This is a genomic window from Marinicella litoralis, assembly GCF_002591915.1.
Lineage (GTDB): Bacteria > Pseudomonadota > Gammaproteobacteria > Xanthomonadales > Marinicellaceae > Marinicella > Marinicella litoralis.
The window spans coordinates 682,297-699,972 of sequence record NZ_NIHB01000001.1 but is presented as its reverse complement, the minus strand read 5'-3'; the positions used below and the strand labels follow the sequence as shown (position 1 = coordinate 699,972).

At 41.6% G+C, this 17,676-nt stretch carries 16 protein-coding genes; 11 read left to right on the top strand and 5 right to left on the bottom strand.

Annotated features, from left to right (window positions below):
• Positions 1-21: 21 nt before the first annotated feature.
• From accB to CCS90_RS03090, 5 genes are all read right to left on the bottom strand, one after another.
• Positions 22-471 carry an acetyl-CoA carboxylase biotin carboxyl carrier protein gene (accB, locus tag CCS90_RS03110; protein ID WP_099018037.1) on the bottom strand — a complete coding sequence of 150 codons (450 nt, stop codon included), beginning with the start codon at positions 469-471 and terminating at the stop codon, positions 22-24.
• Positions 472-490: 19 nt separating this feature from the next.
• Complete coding sequence (aroQ, locus tag CCS90_RS03105) at positions 491-919, bottom strand: type II 3-dehydroquinate dehydratase (protein ID WP_099018036.1); 429 nt, start codon at positions 917-919, stop codon at positions 491-493.
• 72 nt (positions 920-991) lie between these two features.
• The gene (locus CCS90_RS03100) at positions 992-3,208 is read right to left on the bottom strand and encodes a protein-disulfide reductase DsbD (RefSeq protein WP_099018035.1); all 2,217 of its coding nucleotides are present in this window, start codon (positions 3,206-3,208) and stop codon (positions 992-994) included.
• Positions 3,189-3,440, bottom strand: a complete 252-nt coding sequence (cutA, locus tag CCS90_RS03095; RefSeq protein ID WP_246026990.1) for a divalent-cation tolerance protein CutA — start codon at positions 3,438-3,440, stop codon at positions 3,189-3,191. Before cutA ends, CCS90_RS03100 begins: the two co-directional genes overlap by 20 nt.
• Positions 3,441-3,598: 158 nt before the next feature.
• Positions 3,599-5,482 carry an EAL domain-containing protein gene (locus CCS90_RS03090; RefSeq protein WP_099018033.1) on the bottom strand — a complete coding sequence of 628 codons (1,884 nt, stop codon included), beginning with the start codon at positions 5,480-5,482 and terminating at the stop codon, positions 3,599-3,601.
• Between the two features lie 383 nt (positions 5,483-5,865).
• Between CCS90_RS03090 and CCS90_RS03085 the strand changes: the two genes are divergently transcribed.
• The 11 genes from CCS90_RS03085 to CCS90_RS03035 all read left to right on the top strand — a co-directional run bounded on the left by CCS90_RS03085 (position 5,866) and on the right by CCS90_RS03035 (position 17,591).
• Entirely contained in the window at positions 5,866-6,483 is a 618-nt protein-coding gene (locus tag CCS90_RS03085; RefSeq protein WP_099018032.1) for a thymidine kinase, read from the top strand.
• 6 nt (positions 6,484-6,489) lie between these two features.
• A complete protein-coding gene (gene fmt, locus CCS90_RS03080) occupies positions 6,490-7,413 on the top strand; it encodes a methionyl-tRNA formyltransferase (protein ID WP_099018031.1) in 924 nt (307 codons plus the stop codon).
• Positions 7,410-8,657 (top strand): 16S rRNA (cytosine(967)-C(5))-methyltransferase RsmB, encoded by a 1,248-nt coding sequence (gene rsmB / locus CCS90_RS03075; RefSeq protein WP_099018030.1) that lies wholly within the window; start codon positions 7,410-7,412, stop codon positions 8,655-8,657. The genes fmt and rsmB overlap by 4 nt, the downstream gene beginning before the upstream one ends.
• Positions 8,654-9,202, top strand: a complete 549-nt coding sequence (locus CCS90_RS03070) for a DUF4390 domain-containing protein (RefSeq protein ID WP_099018029.1) — start codon at positions 8,654-8,656, stop codon at positions 9,200-9,202. The genes rsmB and CCS90_RS03070 overlap by 4 nt, the downstream gene beginning before the upstream one ends.
• Positions 9,199-11,352 (top strand): sensor histidine kinase, encoded by a 2,154-nt coding sequence (locus CCS90_RS03065; RefSeq protein WP_099018028.1) that lies wholly within the window; start codon positions 9,199-9,201, stop codon positions 11,350-11,352. The genes CCS90_RS03070 and CCS90_RS03065 overlap by 4 nt, the downstream gene beginning before the upstream one ends.
• A 2-nt stretch (positions 11,353-11,354) precedes the next feature.
• Entirely contained in the window at positions 11,355-12,719 is a 1,365-nt protein-coding gene (locus CCS90_RS03060; RefSeq protein WP_099018027.1) for a coniferyl aldehyde dehydrogenase, read from the top strand.
• An 84-nt stretch (positions 12,720-12,803) separates the two neighbouring features.
• Positions 12,804-13,481, top strand: coding sequence for a response regulator transcription factor (locus CCS90_RS03055; protein ID WP_099018026.1), 678 nt, complete (start codon positions 12,804-12,806; stop codon positions 13,479-13,481).
• A 20-nt stretch (positions 13,482-13,501) separates the two neighbouring features.
• Complete coding sequence (locus CCS90_RS03050) at positions 13,502-13,897, top strand: hypothetical protein (RefSeq protein ID WP_099018025.1); 396 nt, start codon at positions 13,502-13,504, stop codon at positions 13,895-13,897.
• Between the two features lie 42 nt (positions 13,898-13,939).
• Positions 13,940-15,715 carry a BON domain-containing protein gene (locus tag CCS90_RS03045; protein ID WP_099018024.1) on the top strand — a complete coding sequence of 592 codons (1,776 nt, stop codon included), beginning with the start codon at positions 13,940-13,942 and terminating at the stop codon, positions 15,713-15,715.
• Entirely contained in the window at positions 15,712-16,188 is a 477-nt protein-coding gene (locus tag CCS90_RS03040) for a Rab family GTPase (RefSeq protein WP_099018023.1), read from the top strand. The genes CCS90_RS03045 and CCS90_RS03040 overlap by 4 nt, the downstream gene beginning before the upstream one ends.
• Entirely contained in the window at positions 16,185-17,591 is a 1,407-nt protein-coding gene (locus CCS90_RS03035) for an ATP-binding response regulator (protein WP_099018022.1), read from the top strand. The genes CCS90_RS03040 and CCS90_RS03035 overlap by 4 nt, the downstream gene beginning before the upstream one ends.
• Positions 17,592-17,676 lie beyond the last annotated feature (85 nt).

Here is a 17,676-nt window from a genome sequence, read left to right as displayed (position 1 = left end):
TTTATTCTGCTGGGGCTTAAATCACTCAATTTCGAACAACGGTTCATCAAATTCAACAGGCTGGCCATTTTCAACCAATATGCGTTTGATTTTACCTTTCAGTTCTGATTCAATTTGATTGAACATTTTCATCGCTTCAACCATACACAAAGTATCTCCAACATTCACACTTTGACCCACTTTGACAAAAGCTTCTGAATCCGGTGACGGAGAGGCATAGAATGTCCCCACCATTGGACTTCGAACCAATAACCCAGAAGGTTCTTCCGCAGCCGGTGCGGCAGCAGGAGCTGGCATCGAAGGTGCTGCTGCCGGAATGGCAACTTGTGCTTGCGTTTGAACAGGGGCCATTTGTGCAGCTTGCCCCATCCTTGATAACTTAACGGTTTCCTCTCCTTCAGTAATTTCCATTTCGGTTAAAGAAGATTGTTCTAACAATTCAATGAGTTTTTTTATTTTTCTGATGTCCATTGATATATCCTGTAATTTATTATTGATCCCAATACCTGAGTGCCATTTGGTAACCAATCGAACCCATGCCTGTGATGGTACCTATGGCAACATCGGATAACCACGATTCTGACCTGAAGGGTTCGCGGGCATGTATATTAGATAAGTGCACTTCGATAAATGGAATTTGTGTCCCCAACAGCGCATCACGTATAGCCACACTGGTGTGGGTGAAAGCAGCTGGATTGATGATGATTCCTGAAATTTGATCTTCAAAACATTGGTGAATGTAATTAACCATCTCATGCTCTGCATTGGATTGCATAAAACGTAAACTTAAATTCAACTTTTCAGCCAACTCACTTAATGATTGGTTGATGTCTTGCAACGTTTCCGCACCATAGACCTCAGGCTCTCTGACCCCAAGTAAGTTTAAATTTGGACCGTTTATGATGGCAATTTCACGCATGTATGAAAAACAGATTTCGCTTCTAAGTTCTGCGATTTTGCATCAATTGGTCGCGAATGTCCAGAAAGTCGCTTAATTTAGTATTTTTTCAAACGTTTGTTTTAAATCATCCGCTGACTTATAACCAAAGAAGTTGTGAGCCACCAGCGGCTGGCCATCTGCCGCAAAGAATAAACTGGCTGGTGGGCCAACGATACCAAAGTGCTGCATTAATTCAGCATCCACCGCATCATTGGCAGTGACATCGGCTTTTAAAACCGTCAATCGTTTCGACAGTTCAACCAACTCAGCATCCATAAAAGTGGTTTTTTCCATGCGCTTACATTCAATACACCAGTCGGCATAAAAATCCAAAAACACCGGTTGATTGCTGTTGGCAATCTGTTCATTGAGGTCAGCCAATGATTTGATCTTTTTGAACTGAACCTTTGCTTCAATCGCCGCACTGCCACCGCTTGCAAACACACCTTTCAATGGCCTCAAGGGATCAGACTGCCCGGCCATTCCGCCAATCAATTGAGCCACACCGATGACCAACAAGATCACCTTAAGCGCATCAAACAGTGACATCACCCAACCAGATAAACCATTGTCCTTGGCATTTTGATGCCACATCACAGCCGTGGCTATCAACAACAAGCCCCAGAGCATCAAAATGGTGTCCTCAGGTAACAGGCGTGAAAGGAACCAAATGGCCATGCCAATCAACAGCACACCAAAGAATGATTTAACCACATTCATCCAGCCACCTGAGCTGGGCATCCATTTTCCAGCCGAAGTTCCTATGGCGATTAATGGCACGCCCATGCCCATAGACATGGCAAATAAGGCCAAGCCACCAATAAAGGGGCCGCCATCAACTGCAGAAATATAAATCACAGCTGCGGCCAAGGGCGGTGCCACACAAGGTCCAACGATCAAGGCTGACAACAAGCCCATGATGGCCACACCCAACCATGACCCACTTTTCTGTTTGTTTGAAATACTGGACAACTTGTTTTGTAAACTCGCTGGAAGCTGCAACTCATAAAAACCAAACATCGACAATGCCAACAACACAAACACCACGCTGAAACTGATGATCACCCAAGGGGTTTGAAACAGAGCCTGTAAATTGGTTCCTGCCATGCCAGCCACCACGCCCACTACGGTGTAAGTCAATGCCATGGCGAGCACATAAATCAAAGACAATGAAAATGCCTTGGCTGTTGAGGGGTCCTTCTGTCCGACGATTAAGCCTGAAAGAATCGGTATCATAGGAAACACACAAGGGGTTAATGACAACAACAAACCAAAGCCAAAAAATTGCAACACAATCAAGCCAATTGATTCATTAAATATTTTATTGATTTCGTCTGTTTCAGACAATTCAAGCGACTCTGAGTTTGAGGCATCAACCAAAGCTTCGGCCGGAGGCAATTCAACGGTCACCAGATTGGCAACAGGTGGGTAACAAACCTTACCATCTTCACAGCCTTGGTAAGCCGCTTCGATTTCAAGTTGCTTGACATCAGCCAGCGTTCTTTGTATCGGAATTTCAATTTCGACCACATCATAAAACACATCAACCATGCCAAACTCAGGATCGTCTTTGCGCTGAGCTTGTGGGAAAACCGCTGGTTCTAAAACCACTCCATCGGTCAAACTGGTGAATTGGATTTGATCTTTGTAAAGGTAAATATTGGGTGCCATGGTAAATCGTGCCATCAATTGATTGGCCGATAAAGCGATGGTTTCAAATTGGAAAGCTTGATCAACTGGTAACAAGGCATCGCCACCAAAAAAACTGTTTGTGGCAGTTTGGCCGAATGACAATTCAATACCTTGGTTTGTATTTGGCACCACGGAGGCATTGATTTGACCACTTAAATCAAAAGTCTTTCTTTGTGGTGGATAACAAATGAAGTTTTCGACACAACCTTGGTACTTGACAGTTAGTTTTGGTGATGCTCCTGCGTTCTTAACAGGGACATCTATAGTCACCGCCTGATAATAAGTCTCGACCGGACCAAAAGCAGGATCATCTTTTGCCTTGCCTTTTGGGATAATCAACAGGTCCTCATCAACAAGCAAATCTTCACCTTTGAAACTAAAGGCATGCTTATATAAATAAACATCATCAATCAATTCAAAACTGACTTGAACCATTTCATCATTCAACACCTTATACGAAACTTTCATCGCTTCATCAGGTGGCGGCGGGTTGTTATTTGCTGCTAGCGCCAAAAAAGAGAAGCACAGTAACACCCATGCGGCCATATATTTAATTTTATGATTTAAGTTGTTCATTGATCCAATTCAAATAATCCGTTGAGCCATCCACCACTGGGACCGCTAAAATTTCAGGTACTTCATATGAGTGCAACCGCTTAACTGTTGCTTCAATCGCAATAAAATGGTCCTTTTTACTTTTGACTATCAACAAGTATTCTTCAGCGCGTTCTGTCTGACCATGCCAACGATAAAAAGATTCAATCTTTGGCATAATTTGTGCACAAGCTATTATCTGGGCTTCCAGCATAGAATCAACCATTGATTGAGCTTGTGACCTGGTGGCACAGCTGATAAAGACCTGAATGAATGGAATCTCCATGCAAATAATTTAAATTTATTTTTTGATGATTGATGATTTTATCAGACCTTACGGCCCTGTAGCACTGAATTACGCTGATTGAGTCATTAAGCGCGACCGCTAGCTGTCATTTGCTGCTCATTGTGGACAAATAAATCAGGGGCTGGCCTCCCTAAGTAGAATCCTTGAAGGTAGTCCACGCCCAGATCTATGGCTGCCTCTACCAAGTCTTGATCTGCACAATACTCAGCAACTACTTTAAACCCTTTTTTATGCGCCAGCTCGACTATCCCTCGCGCCAAATTTTGGATTTCTGGGTTTTGTGTGACATTTTCCATGATGGCTCGATCAATTTTCACGAAATCGACTGGCAGGTTTAGCAGCCGCTCTATATTTGAGTGTCCCTTACCCAAATCATCCATGCCCACTTTGCAGCCATGATGGTGTAGTAATTTTATAAATTCAATGACCAACTCAGTCTCAACAATGGCTTCGTTTTCTAACAATTCAAATTGTAACAAATCACCCACTCCTGATTTTGTTATTTTTTCAAACAGATAGTCACAAGTTCGTGGATTATTGATGTCCGCGATACTCAAGTTTATGGTGACCATGACTTTGTTTTTTTGCGCAAATTCTACAGCGTGCTTAATCATCACTTTGGTAATTAAATAATAGATATTGGCTCGCTGTGCCAAGGAGATAAAAACATTGGGCATCAGTAAAATCTCACCTTGCCCATCAACCAAGCGGGCCAAACATTCATACTTTTCAACTTTGCTGTGGTCTTTGGCTGAAAAAATAGGTTGGTAATAAGCAATCAATCGTCGCTCATTGATCCCTTTAATCAAAACCTGAGTCAACGCCAAATCCCTTTTGTACGTTTCAGGTAACATACTGTCACGCTCATCAACCAAGTAAAACTGTAGTTTATTGGACTCTGCTTCCTGTAAAGCCATGTTGGCCAATATAAAGGCGTCTGTGTTTTGTCGAACAGCACCCGTGGTCACATTGACAGCGATGGTCTGACCATTGCCTACCTGATATTCTGTGCTCATGATGGTGCGGATTAAACTTTTTGTTACTTCAGCTATGCCGTCAAAACTGATGTCTTGATCTTCTAAGATGGCAAACACCGACTGATTGACATGATAACAGGTCGGCTTGAGTAACATAGGGTGTTTAAATCCAGCAATAACGGCTGATATTTGTCTAAGGACCCCATTTGTAATGATTGGTCCATACGTATTTAAGATGCTGTTGAAGTTGCTGACTTTGATGAAGGCCAGGTTGGTGTGCCTTGAATTTTCTAAATCCAATAACAATTGCTGCTGATTAGGCAGTCCAGTTATTGGATCAACCATAGATTGATCGATTAATTTCAACCAACGTGCCAATCGTTTTGTATGAATCCAACGATGCCAACAATAAACAATGCCAGCCAGCGCAACAATGACAGGTATCAGCCAAAAAGCATATTTTGCATAAAGCAGCCTGACTCCAGACACTTCAACAAGCAACAACAAGTTGGCTCTTTGACCTGTACTGGCTGGAACAAACAAAGTCCGATACGTCTTGTCACCGACCATGACTGAAGTCGCTGACTGATTGTCATCAATGGCTTTGGCAGCAAGTTCTGACACCAAATTGTTATCAAAGGCCATTCCATTGATGGGTGTTTTTTGACTACTGGCCCAATTAAAGGCCTCACCTTCACTCGGCAGTTCATGATAAAACAACACCCCAAATGCATTTGGATGTTGTTGTTTAAGAAATAATTCAAACTGGCTGGTTTGTGATGCGATTTCATCTGTATCAACTGCATTGAGCAAATGACTGATGGCTTTGTGATTGGCCAATAAGCTGAGTTGACCATCCAATTGAGCCAAATAATGGCTTCTAGATAAACTATATATATTCCCGGCCGCAACAAGCAATATCACAACAAATGTGAAAATAACCATCAACAATGAGCGTTTCTTTTTTTCCATTTAACTCACTCGAAACAACTTAAATCTTCAATACGCCTAATTAAATTAGCATTGGCCAATTAAATTGCTTAGCTGTTTTTATTTCTTGGATAAATTACAGCAAAACAGAAATCCCACATATTTTATTCTACCTAAATCCTTTGTGAATTTCCCTAGTTTTTGTACTTTTTTTTAATCATTCATCCATAACAAAAAAATACATGCCGGCCTATTTTCACCTGCCGTCATAACCAAAGATAAAACAGATGATCATGAGAAGAGCTTTGATTAACTCCCTCAAAAATTGGTTTGATATAAACAGAAAACCTCATGTTTCAGTTGATTGCAAAATGTCACAATATTTCAATTCTCTGTTAAAATAAGTGGTTTTCATTCTATATGGCATGGCAAAACTTTATTTTTACTATTCTGCGATGAACGCTGGCAAGACGACACACCTCTTACAGTCAAGTCACAACTATCGGGAACGAGGCATGAAAACTTTGATTTTATCCTCTTCTCTGGACAATCGATTTGGCCGAGGGGTGGTCAAATCAAGAATAGGCATCCAATCAGAATCCATCGTCTTCAACCAATCTGAGAATATTTTAGACTTGGTAAATCAACAAGCTGCTGTTGATTGTATTTTGGTCGATGAAGTGCAGTTTTTAAGCAAAGCACAAGTTTATCAATTGACTGAGGTTGTCGACAAATTAAACATTCCAGTTTTGGCCTATGGGTTAAGAACCGACTTTCAAGGTGAACTGTTCCAAGGGAGTCAATACCTTCTGGCATGGGCCGATGAGTTGCGAGAATTAAAAACCATTTGTCACACAGGCAAAAAAGCCACCATGGTGGTCCGCATTGATGACAATGGCAAAGCCATTAAATCAGGCGCACAAATCCAAATCGGTGGCAATGAACGGTACGTATCGGTTTCTCGAGCCGAGTACAAACGAATTTTCCATGATGAAGGCAGCATCAAGCCTTCTCAGATATCCTTACCTTTGGAGGACATATAAATCATTATGGATATTATATTTTGTGGTACCCCTGAATTTTCCGTTCCGCCACTGGTCGACTTGGTGAAGGCTGGCCATCATGTCAAAGCGGTTTTTACCCAGCCGGATAAGCGAAAAGGTCGTGGTCAACAGATTCAAAAAACACCGGTAAAAATTGAAGCAGAAAAACACAACATACCCGTGTTTCAACCGACTTCACTGAGGGACCCTGCAGTGGTTGAACTGATGGCCAGTTTCGAAGCTGATTTAATGGTGGTGGTAGCCTATGGTTTAATCATCCCGCAAAATATTTTGGATCTACCGCAGCATGGTTGCTGGAACATTCATGCTTCATTGTTACCGCGATGGCGTGGTGCCGCACCTATACACAGGGCCATTCTTGCCGGAGACGAAGAAACCGGCATTGCGATCATGCAGATGGAAGCTGGCTTAGACACGGGCCCGGTATACCACATGTATCCAACCCAAATCAGCACCAAGGACACTTCAGCCACCTTGCATGACCGCCTAAGTTTGATGGGCGGAGAAGCCATTGTGGCCTGTGTAGAACAATTGGTGAATGAATCATTGCCGCCACCTGAAAAACAAAACAATGAACTGGCTACCTATGCGCACAAACTGACAAAAGCAGAATCAGCAATCGATTGGTCAGCGCCGGCTACCCACATTGAACGACAGATCAGGGCCTTCAATCCATGGCCTGGTTCGCATGCCGAAATCAATGGTGACTCAGTCAAAATATGGGCAGCCGAGACCGTCGACATGAACACTGAAATACAACCAGGAGGTATTGTGCTGGCCAATAAAAATCAATTGTATATACAAACTGGTGATGGGCAAATTTGTATCCAAGAAATTCAGAAGTCGGGTAAAAAACGGATGCCAATTGAGGCATTCATGGCAGCCAAAACAGCTTGGTTTAATTCATGAGTCAATCCAGACAAGTGGCCACCCAAGTATTGTACCAAGTAGTGGTTAAACATCAGCACCTCAAACAAGCGCTCCACAACAACATCGGTACAGGCATCAGTGACCAAGACCAAGCCTGGATACAACATGCCTGTTATGTCAGTTTACGACATCATTTTTCATTACAAAATCGTTGGCAAAAATTCACCGACAAACCATTAAAGGACAAATGGGTGTCTGAATTACTGACTTTGAGTTTGTGCCAGAAATTTCACATGTCTACGCCGGACCACGCCATCGTGGATGAAGCCATTCGAGCAGCAAAAAAAGTCAAAAAAAATTGGGCCAGCGGCTTAATCAACAAAGTGCTGAGGTTGGCAATGAAAGATGTTGATTACAAAATAGACAGCGAAGTCATCGAGTTTGATCACCCTCAATGGTGGATTGATTTGTTGAAAAAAGACTGGCCTGAACATTACCTAAAAATTTTGCAAGCCAACAATCAAAAGCCCCCTTTGTGGATAAGAACTGTCCATGAAAGTCAAATCATGCCAGGTCAACAACACCCAAATATCAAAACGGCTTGGTTATTGGACGACAACAAAGCCAGTCAAAGTGATGAACTCATGAATGGACAGTTTTCGGTACAAGATGCTGCGGCGCAATTGGCGGCAAAAATTTTGAATCCACAAGCAGGAGAATACATCTTAGATGCTTGCGCAGCACCTGGAGGAAAGTCTTGCCACCTGCTAGAGCAGGAAAGTAAGATACAATTAGATATACTTGAAAAGGAGCCCAGCCGTTTAAAGCGTGTTGAGGATAACTTAAGTCGATTGAACTTGTCGGCAAACCGCATCATTTTAGGCGATGCCACCAAACCTGAAGATTGGTTTGAAGAAAAAGAATATGACAAAATACTTTTGGATGTGCCTTGCAGTGCTGCTGGGGTGGTTCGAAGGAATCCAGACATTAAATTACTGAGACAAGCCGAACACTTGATACATTTAACTCAACTACAACAACAAATCATCAATCGAATTTCACCACTATTGAAAGTTGGTGGCCAACTGTTGTATGCCACTTGCTCGGTTTTCAGGTCTGAAAATGAACGCCAAATAAAAAAGTTTTTAAAGGCCAACCCAAACTTTTCCGAAATTGAACTGCATGATGATTTCGCAGAACAATGCGCCTATGGTATTCAAATCATCACCGGCACTGAACAGATGGATGGCTTCTATTATTGTTTATTACAAAGAACATCATGAAAACTAAACTGTTGCTGCGGACCACCCTGTTGCTGCTGTGCTTCGGGCTGAGTGCTGCTGAACTGGTTTCCGTTAAACAACAATATATCGATGAAGAATTGATCATCACACCGCAATTCAAACTGCAATTATCAGAGGAAATTAAAGAAGCCATCAACAGCGGCATTGTCATCACATTTGTGATCCAAGTTCAGTTAATGAAAGAAGTTAATTGGTGGTATGACAGCACCATCAGCAGCAAACGTCAGACTTTTAAATTGCGTTATTTTTCACTGAGTAGACAATACCAACTCAATAACATCAGCCAGAAGAACATTCAAACCTTTGTCACATTGGATTTATTGCTAAACCATTTGAGTGGCAAAACACAATTCAATTTTCAAAAATCAAATTCTGCTGATTATATTGAAACCAAACTGTTTTTAGACAAGCAAGCTTTGCCTTCAACCATGCAGCTTCCCATTGTTTTCGACCAAGACTGGAACATCAACTCAGGTTGGCAACAGGCAAAAGTCATGGCAGCTGAGTCGGCAGAAACGCCATGAATAAATTCACCAAAATAGTGTTCAATAAAAACTTACCAGTGCTGGCATTGGTAATCACTTTATTGGCGGCACTGTATTTGTTGGGTCTTGCGATACAAGGTTCTGAGCAATTCAATCGGATCTACATTTGGCTGTTTGCCGCCTCAGTACTGGCCGTGGTGTTTTTAATTCTGATCATCATTCAACGGATGGTGTGGCTGTTCATCAAACGCAAAAACAACGAACCTGGCATCCAACTCACAACACGCATGGTGCTGATGTTCACCGGTTTATCCTTACCACCGGTAATCGTTGTTTATTTATTTGCCATCATGTTGGTCAATCAATATGTAGACTCTTGGTTTGATGTTGAAACAGATCAAGCCTTGAAAGATGCCATCACCTTAGGCAACACTTTTCTAGACACACAAACCATCACACATTTAACCGAAGCGCGGAATATGGCTGCAGAACTGGCTGAAGTGGATCCGTTGAACCAGTCCATTTATTTGGATCGCTTATTGGACAATTCAAAAGCAAACTCATTGTCCATCTATGGCGCAGATGGCCAACTCATCAGCACCAGCAACCTCAATCCACTTAATTTTGTCTCACCAGCCTTGCCACAAAACACATTCAATGAAGTCAGTAACAACAGGGATTATGCCCGGGTTGAACCTTCCAGCAACACCGGATTGCATATTCGTGTGGTGTTACCAATCATTAACAACACGGCCATCAATGTGGGACAAAGACAATACCTACAAGGACTTTATCCGATTCCCAAAAACTATGAGAACCTGACCATAAACATTGAAACCCAATACCATGAATACACCCAACAAACTTATCAAAGACAACAATTAAAAAGCACTTTCATCATCATCCTTTCCATCGTTTTATTGATCAGTGTATTGCTCGCCATGTTGCGGGCTTTTTCATCTGCTCGACGCTTGGTTGCACCCATTAAATTACTGTCAGAAGCCACCAGAGACATCACCGAGGGCAAATTCAGTAAAGTCATCCCTGTTGATTCTAACGACGAATTAGGACTGCTGGTTCAATCATTCAACTCAATGTCCATTCAAATCGCCTCATCCAGTGCACTGGCTCACCGCGCTCAGAGTGAAGCGGAAAACCAAAGGACGTACCTGGAAAATGTGATGTCTCACTTAACCAGTGGGGTAATCAGTATTGACCAGGATTTTCTTATCAGATTAAGCAACGAAGCCACGCACAAAATTCTGCATTTGGGTAACCGCAGTTTGAATAATCGAAACATTGATTATTTGGCCATGAAAAACCCCACACTCAAGCCTTTGATTGAACTCATCAAGCAGAAAGTGACTGATAAAACCAATTATTGGCAGCAAGAAGTCCTGATTGCAGAAGATTCATTGCGCAGAATATTGTTGGTCAGAGGCAGCCAAATCAGCGACCAAGAAATTGAAGGTGGTGGTCATGTGATTGTATTTGATGATCAAACCATCATCAACCAAGCGCAACGTGATGCGGCTTGGAGTGAAGTCGCCAGAAGACTGGCCCATGAAGTCAAAAACCCTTTGACCCCGATTCAATTATCTGCAGAACGTATGCACATGCGTTTCACCGGCAAACTTTCGAAGGAAGAAGATGAAATTTTAGACCGCGCCACACAAACCATTGTTTCACAAGTTGAAAATCTAAAAACACTGGTTAATGCATTTTCTGATTATGCCAAACCGCCAGAACTGAAAAAAGAATTGGGTGGGTTGAATAAATTAATCAATGAAATAGTCGATCTGTACAGCTTGTCTCAACCAGGCATTACATTCACGCTGGACTTGATGACACCAGAACCTCAATTACTACTCGACAAAGGTCGCATCACTCAGTTACTCACCAACTTAATCAAAAACGCCCAAGAAAGTGTAGATTCCGGTGATGTCATCATTCAAATCAGTACCATCACCCACAATGATCAACTCGAACTGAACATCATTGACAATGGACATGGATTCAGTGCAGACATCAAAGAACATGTATTTGAGCCTTATGAAACCACCAAACAAGGTGGCTCTGGACTGGGTTTAGCCATAGTGAAAAAAATTGTAGAAGAACATGGCGGCATCATCACCGCAAAAAACCAAGAAATTGGTGCTAAAATCAGTATTCTCTTACCCTTGGCTTAAAGATGCATAAACAATTAGAAACCATGAAGCAACTGCCACCTTTGTCATTGGACATGCGTGTCAACAAGCTCAAACGACTGGCCAAAACGATAAAGGCCAACCAATCCAAAATCATTGAGGCGGTCAACACAGATTTTTCTCACCGCAGTTCAGAAGAATCTCAGTTGGCAGAAGTCATGGTTTGTTTGGATGAAATCAAACACACGCTGAAACACATCAAACAATGGACCAAAAACAAAGTTTGGCATGCCAATTGGAAATTTTTTCCTTCAAAATGTGCCATATCACCACAAGCCAAAGGCGTGGTGGGCATCATGTCACCTTGGAATTACCCTTTTAATTTAGTGATTGAGCCCTTGATAGCAGCCATTGCTGCAGGTAACAGGGTCATGATTAAACCCTCTGAAATGACACCAAATACGGCTCAATTGACTCGAAACTTACTGGCTGAAGTGTTTACCAATGATGAGGTTTTTGTGGTTTTGGGTGATGTATCGGTTGCCGATTCATTCAGCCGATTACCACTGGATCATATCCTCTTCACTGGCTCAACCCAAGTGGGTAAAATTGTGATGAAAAATGCCAGTGAAAACTTGGTGCCGTTGACACTAGAATTAGGCGGTAAGTCGCCGGTTATCATCGATGACAATTATTCCATCAATCGAGCTGCACAAAGCATTGTCCAAGGCAAATGGTTTAATGCAGGACAAACTTGCATCGCACCCGACTATATATTAATCAACCAATCTAGGCAGGAAGAATTGGTTGCTGCCCTCAAAAAATACACAGCCATCAGTTATCCAGACTATGAATTCAATGACGACTACTCTGCCATCATCAACCAAAACCACTTCCAAAGATTGAATCAAATGTTGTCTGGTTTGGCTGAAGAACACATCATCAAACTGGGCCAAGACAGCACCCAAGCCACTTGTCGAAAAATGCCCCCAACCTTGGTAATAACGCCACCCAAAGATCACCCAGTGATGCAAAACGAAATCTTTGGCCCTATATTACCCATCATTACTGTGGCTGGAGTCGATGAAGCCATCGATCACATCAACAGCCAAGCAAAACCCCTGACTTTATACTTGTTCAGTCACTCCAAGCAAACGATTAAAGCCGTGCGTGAAGGCACTCAGTCCGGATCATTGGCCATCAATGAAACATTGGTTCATTTTGCACAAGAAGGCCTGCCATTTGGCGGAATTGGAGCCAGCGGCATGGGCAGCTATCATGGTTACCAAGGCTTTGTTGCCATGAGCCACATGAAATCTGTTTATTACCAATCAAAAATAAACGTTAACCCAATGGTCAGGGCCCCATTTACCGGTTTGAAAAAGAAAATTTTAGGGTTATTAAGTTAAAAAATAATAAAGATTGGGGAATGTTAATAATTGTTAAATTGAGTTAGAATGATGAGTAACAATAACTATGAACATTAGGATGGGATGAAAGTTTTTATACTGGAAGACGACATTGACCAGGCACTGTTGGTCAAGCACTGGCTCGAAAAGAGTGGGCATGAGTGTCAACATTTTGTTAATGGCAGAAGTTTTATCGATAAATTACCTTTTGAACAACCCGATTTACTGGTGCTGGATTGGAATTTACCTACCATCAGCGGCCTTGAAATATTAAATTGGGTGCGTTCAAGCGACTACAGTGATTTACCTGTCATATTTGCCACCACCCGAGGGCATGATGACGATTTGGTTCAAGCCTTAGACCAAGGTGCCGATGATTATTTGGTGAAACCAATCAAGGAAGTTGAGCTGATTGCCAGAGCCAATGCATTGCACAGAAGGCACAACGGTTCAGCCCAAAACGCTTTGGTTTTTGAACCCTATAATTTTAACAGCAAAGAAGACACGGTTGACTTTCAGGGTCAGACCGTCAAACTGACATCTAAAGAATATCAATTGGCTTATTATTTTTTCAACAACCCCGACCGATTGATTGCCAGGGATTACCTGTTAGAAATCGTATGGGCCAAAAGTTCAGCCATCACCACCAGAACGGTAGACACTCACATCAGTCGATTAAGAAAAAAACTGAATTTAGACGGTTCGACTGGATGGAAATTGATTTCGGTCTATCACAAAGGCTACAGACTCATCCAAATTTAACCCAGGAGGACACCCTTATTATGGCAGAGAAAGACAACAGTTCAGTAGACCAAATCAGAGACATATTGTTTGGTGAACAAACCAAAAGCATTGAAAAGAAATTCACTCAATTAGAAGCTGAAATCAATCAACAATTCAATGGGCTCAAAACCCAAATTACAGCCATGAATAAACAATTGACTGCGAACATGAAAGCGATGGAAAAACAAAGCAATGAAAGCTTGACCAGTTTGCACACGGAACACACCGATCAAATGGCAAAAATTGAAGCCAGTTTGAACAACAAAATCATCGACACCGAAGCCAGTATCCTGAATGAATTACAACAACGCGCCAATGAGCTTGATCAAAACTTAACCCACAGAAAAGAATTGGCCAGTTTGCTTAAAAAAATGGCAGAACAAATCTCCGGATAAACTTGAATGAGCGAAGATCGCGATAAACTCAAGGTCCTCTTAATGAGCGAAGAAATCGCTCAAATCAATGCCATCCGAAAATTACTGGATAATCACAATCAATTCAGTCAAAAAATCAGTGAAGTTCTCGATCAGGCCACTGATCTCACCATTCAAAACAACCCCAATTTTCAAAAGAAATTTTCTAAGATAGATTCCAAAGCTTATGTGAGGGCTATCAAAGCCAATAAACAAACCTTTATTGATGCTTTACTTCCCATCATTGGTCCAATGATCAGGCAGTCTGTCACGTCAGCCATCAGGCGATTCGTATCTGATGTCAACCGTGCCATGGAAATGGGGTTTTCAGCCAAAGCCCTTAAATGGCGCTGGCAGTCTTTGCGGACCGGTGTCCCCTTTGCCGAATTGGTTTTTAACAACACCATTGCCTATCAAGTACAACAAATATTTTTGATCGACAATGAAACCGGCCTACTGATTGAATATGCTGGCCAAGAAGGTGATTTGTTACAAGACAAAGAAGCCATGTCAGCCATGCTAACGGCCATTCAAGATTTTGTTAAAGATTCCATAGACAAACAATCAGCAGGATTATCGGCAGCAGAGTTGGGGGATAAATTACTGTGGTTGATTCAAGGCAATGTGGCCAATTTAGCTGTTGTGGTCAAAGGTGCTCCCACCAATCGATTGAGAGATCAATTAACCGATGCCTGTGGCGAATTGCATTCAGATTTTAACCAGGAACTAACCAATCAGGAAAAGTGGAACAACAACCCAGAGCTCAAGCTGCAACTTGAACAACTGTTGTTGACCAAGTCACAATCTGAAGAACAACAAGTGGCAAAAAGCACTCGTTGGTGGCCATGGGCACTGATGTTTTTACTGCTTTTTGGCTGGCTCAGTTGGAGCAGTTATCAAAAACACAAAACTTACAATGATCACCTGTCATCTCTGAACCAAACACCCGGGCTGGTGCTACAAGACTTTTCTCAACGCAAAGGGCAGTACATTGCCAAAGGATTGGCGGATCCCAACACCGATTTGACTCAATTAAGTCCTGACATAAAACTTGAAACCACACCTTTTATCTCTTTGGATGACAACATGATACAAGCCAGGGTCGCTCAGTATTTGTCAGAGCCAGACGTTATTGTGACCGTAAACAATGGCATGGTTACCTTAGCTGGCCTCCATCCTGATACCGATTCATTCTCGACCAAAATCATGCAAATTGAATTATTGCCTGGTGTGAAGTCTATCCAAAATCAATTAACCAAGGTGTTAAGCCTTGCTGAACAATTGGATCATTTCCTGACGGAAAACCCCACGCCTGATGGTTTAAATGTTGAGCTGCGAGATGAAACCATCCTACTTTCGGGGCTGCAACTTGAAGCAGTTGGCACACCTTATTTGTCAAACCTAGCGTCGAGTTTCCCAAACCCAGAAACCTCATCCCTCCAACTTTACAGCCCTGAAGCGCTGAAAGCCGAATTGTCGTCAACGACCTTACCCATGGTACAAACAGGAACCATCAATGCCAATCAGCTAAACACACTCAGAAACATCCATCAAAAATTTAATTTACTTTACACTGACAACAATCAATTAAAATTAAAGTTAAGCGGCAAAAGTGATTGTCAAGGCTCCATTGAAGAAAGCAATACCTATGCCGCTAACAGGGCAGCCACAGTCAAGCAACAATTGCTTGAATTTGGCTTGTCAGAAAATACATTAATCAGTGTCTCTGATATTTGTCGCCAAGTTTCAGATCAATTAGACACCAATAAATTAGGAGTTTGGTTTGAGGTGGTTGAATGATATCTAAAAAAATATGTATGATTGGTCGTTTTGCAGTCGGTAAAACATCATTGGTTGACCGTTTTGTAAAAAACCATTTTTCAGAAAAATACCAAACCACGGTTGGGGTTGCTATAGCCACCAAAATAATCGATGAAACCACCAAATTTATCATCTGGGATATTGCAGGCTTCGAACAAGAAAATCACTACAAACCTTATTTGAGAGGCGCACACGCCATCATCTATGTAGTGGACGCCACTGAACCAGAATCAATCATCACCTTAGACACCATTCTACAAGACTCTCCAGAATTGGCCGATAAACCCTCGGTGTGTTTTATCAATAAAGCCGACTTAAGTGATGAAATCAAATGGCAACAAGAGTTTGATGATAAATTATCAAAAATCACCACCAAAACCTACTGGACCAGTGCCAAGACTGGAGAAAATGTAGAAATTGGGTTCACTGCTTTAAGTCATCAACTGTTGTGAGTTTACCTAACCACATAATCAAACAAATTCAACAACATTACCAAGCATCAAACTGGTGTTTAATCACACTCAATCAAAACAACCAAATCATTAAATTGAATTCAAAAGCATCCAGTGAATTGAACATCCACAGCAAGCAACAAAACATCCAGGATGCCTTGCCACTGTTGGCGACAGAACCATTGGACGAATCATTTTTTCTGCCTTATTACAACCACAATGAACACGTGTTTGATGTACATTTTATCGTTGACTCCAGCCATAAATTTGTCATCATGGTTCCTGTTGACATCCTTCATCAACAAGTTCAATACAAACAACAATTGGCGCATGATGAGGAAATTGAAAAATTAAGGTTCAAAGCATTGTTCAACGCATTGGAATTGGCGCAAGAAGAATTGATACGTGCCAATCAAGCCAAATCATTTTACATATCAGCACTTTCTCATGAAATGGGTAATCCACTCAATGCCATAAAAGGATACAACAATCTATTACAGGAACAGGCCATAGACCTTGAACAGGCCACTGCAGTGATTGATAAAAATGTCGATAAGCTGAATAAAATCATTACCCAAGCCATAGATTATGACAATAAAAAATCACATAAGAATAATTTTATTTTTCACCCACATCAATTAATTGATGAACTGATCAAAGACTTTAAAATACAAGCGCAACAAAAGTCATTGACGCTGATTAATCAAGTTGATAAAAAGTTGTCGGTATCTTCTAACCAAACCAAATGGCAACAAATTTTAACCAACCTGATAAGCAATGCCATCAAATACACTGACCAAGGTTCAATCACCATTCAATCATCCATAAACAATGAACATTTATTGGTGGATGTGATTGATACCGGTTGTGGAATCAGCAGTGAGTTTCAACCTGATTTATTCACAGCATGGGCCCGAGAAAATAAAAGTATAGCCAAAGGCAATGGGATTGGTTTGGTGATTTCAAAAATGATGGCAGAACAACTTTCGGCAGACTTATTCCTTTTGGCAACAAACACCACCGGCAGCACTTTCAGGTTTCAATTCCCCAAAGAAAAAGTAGTGACAGTTAAACACATTTTATTGGTTGATGATGATGAGGATTGTTTGGCATTGTTTGAGTATTTTTTGACCCAAGCACAACACCAAGTAACCACTGCAAATTCGATCGACACACTGGCTGAGCAATTAAGCCATAAATATTTTGACGCCATCATCACAGACCTGAATCTAGGCAAGGCTCAAGTAACAGATGTTTTTCATTTACTCAAAGACACCAAACTAAAAATTGTGGTAACCGCTAACCCAACCGCAGAATTAACCGAGAAACTGTACCAATATGGCTTTGACCTGGTCCTGGCTAAACCATTGAATCAATTGGATTTGGTGAACAGTGTCGCATAATCTTAACTGAATATTTCGATATCACTAATGGCACATGATTAATGTCATATAATCATGCTATTATTATTATTTAAGCAATAGGAGG

What these genes read in the sequence shown, in the direction of transcription:
- accB (WP_099018037.1), bottom strand. Translation starts at nt 471, where the DNA reads ATGGACATCAGAAAAATAAAAAAACTCATTGAATTGTTAGAACAATCT.
- aroQ (WP_099018036.1), bottom strand. Translation starts at nt 919, where the DNA reads ATGCGTGAAATTGCCATCATAAACGGTCCAAATTTAAACTTACTTGGG.
- CCS90_RS03100 (WP_099018035.1), bottom strand. Translation starts at nt 3,208, where the DNA reads ATGAACAACTTAAATCATAAAATTAAATATATGGCCGCATGGGTGTTA.
- cutA (WP_246026990.1), bottom strand. Translation starts at nt 3,440, where the DNA reads ATGCTGGAAGCCCAGATAATAGCTTGTGCACAAATTATGCCAAAGATT.
- CCS90_RS03090 (WP_099018033.1), bottom strand. Translation starts at nt 5,482, where the DNA reads ATGGAAAAAAAGAAACGCTCATTGTTGATGGTTATTTTCACATTTGTT.
- CCS90_RS03085 (WP_099018032.1), top strand. Translation starts at nt 5,866, where the DNA reads ATGGCAAAACTTTATTTTTACTATTCTGCGATGAACGCTGGCAAGACG.
- fmt (WP_099018031.1), top strand. Translation starts at nt 6,490, where the DNA reads ATGGATATTATATTTTGTGGTACCCCTGAATTTTCCGTTCCGCCACTG.
- rsmB (WP_099018030.1), top strand. Translation starts at nt 7,410, where the DNA reads ATGAGTCAATCCAGACAAGTGGCCACCCAAGTATTGTACCAAGTAGTG.
- CCS90_RS03070 (WP_099018029.1), top strand. Translation starts at nt 8,654, where the DNA reads ATGAAAACTAAACTGTTGCTGCGGACCACCCTGTTGCTGCTGTGCTTC.
- CCS90_RS03065 (WP_099018028.1), top strand. Translation starts at nt 9,199, where the DNA reads ATGAATAAATTCACCAAAATAGTGTTCAATAAAAACTTACCAGTGCTG.
- CCS90_RS03060 (WP_099018027.1), top strand. Translation starts at nt 11,355, where the DNA reads ATGCATAAACAATTAGAAACCATGAAGCAACTGCCACCTTTGTCATTG.
- CCS90_RS03055 (WP_099018026.1), top strand. Translation starts at nt 12,804, where the DNA reads ATGAAAGTTTTTATACTGGAAGACGACATTGACCAGGCACTGTTGGTC.
- CCS90_RS03050 (WP_099018025.1), top strand. Translation starts at nt 13,502, where the DNA reads ATGGCAGAGAAAGACAACAGTTCAGTAGACCAAATCAGAGACATATTG.
- CCS90_RS03045 (WP_099018024.1), top strand. Translation starts at nt 13,940, where the DNA reads ATGAGCGAAGAAATCGCTCAAATCAATGCCATCCGAAAATTACTGGAT.
- CCS90_RS03040 (WP_099018023.1), top strand. Translation starts at nt 15,712, where the DNA reads ATGATATCTAAAAAAATATGTATGATTGGTCGTTTTGCAGTCGGTAAA.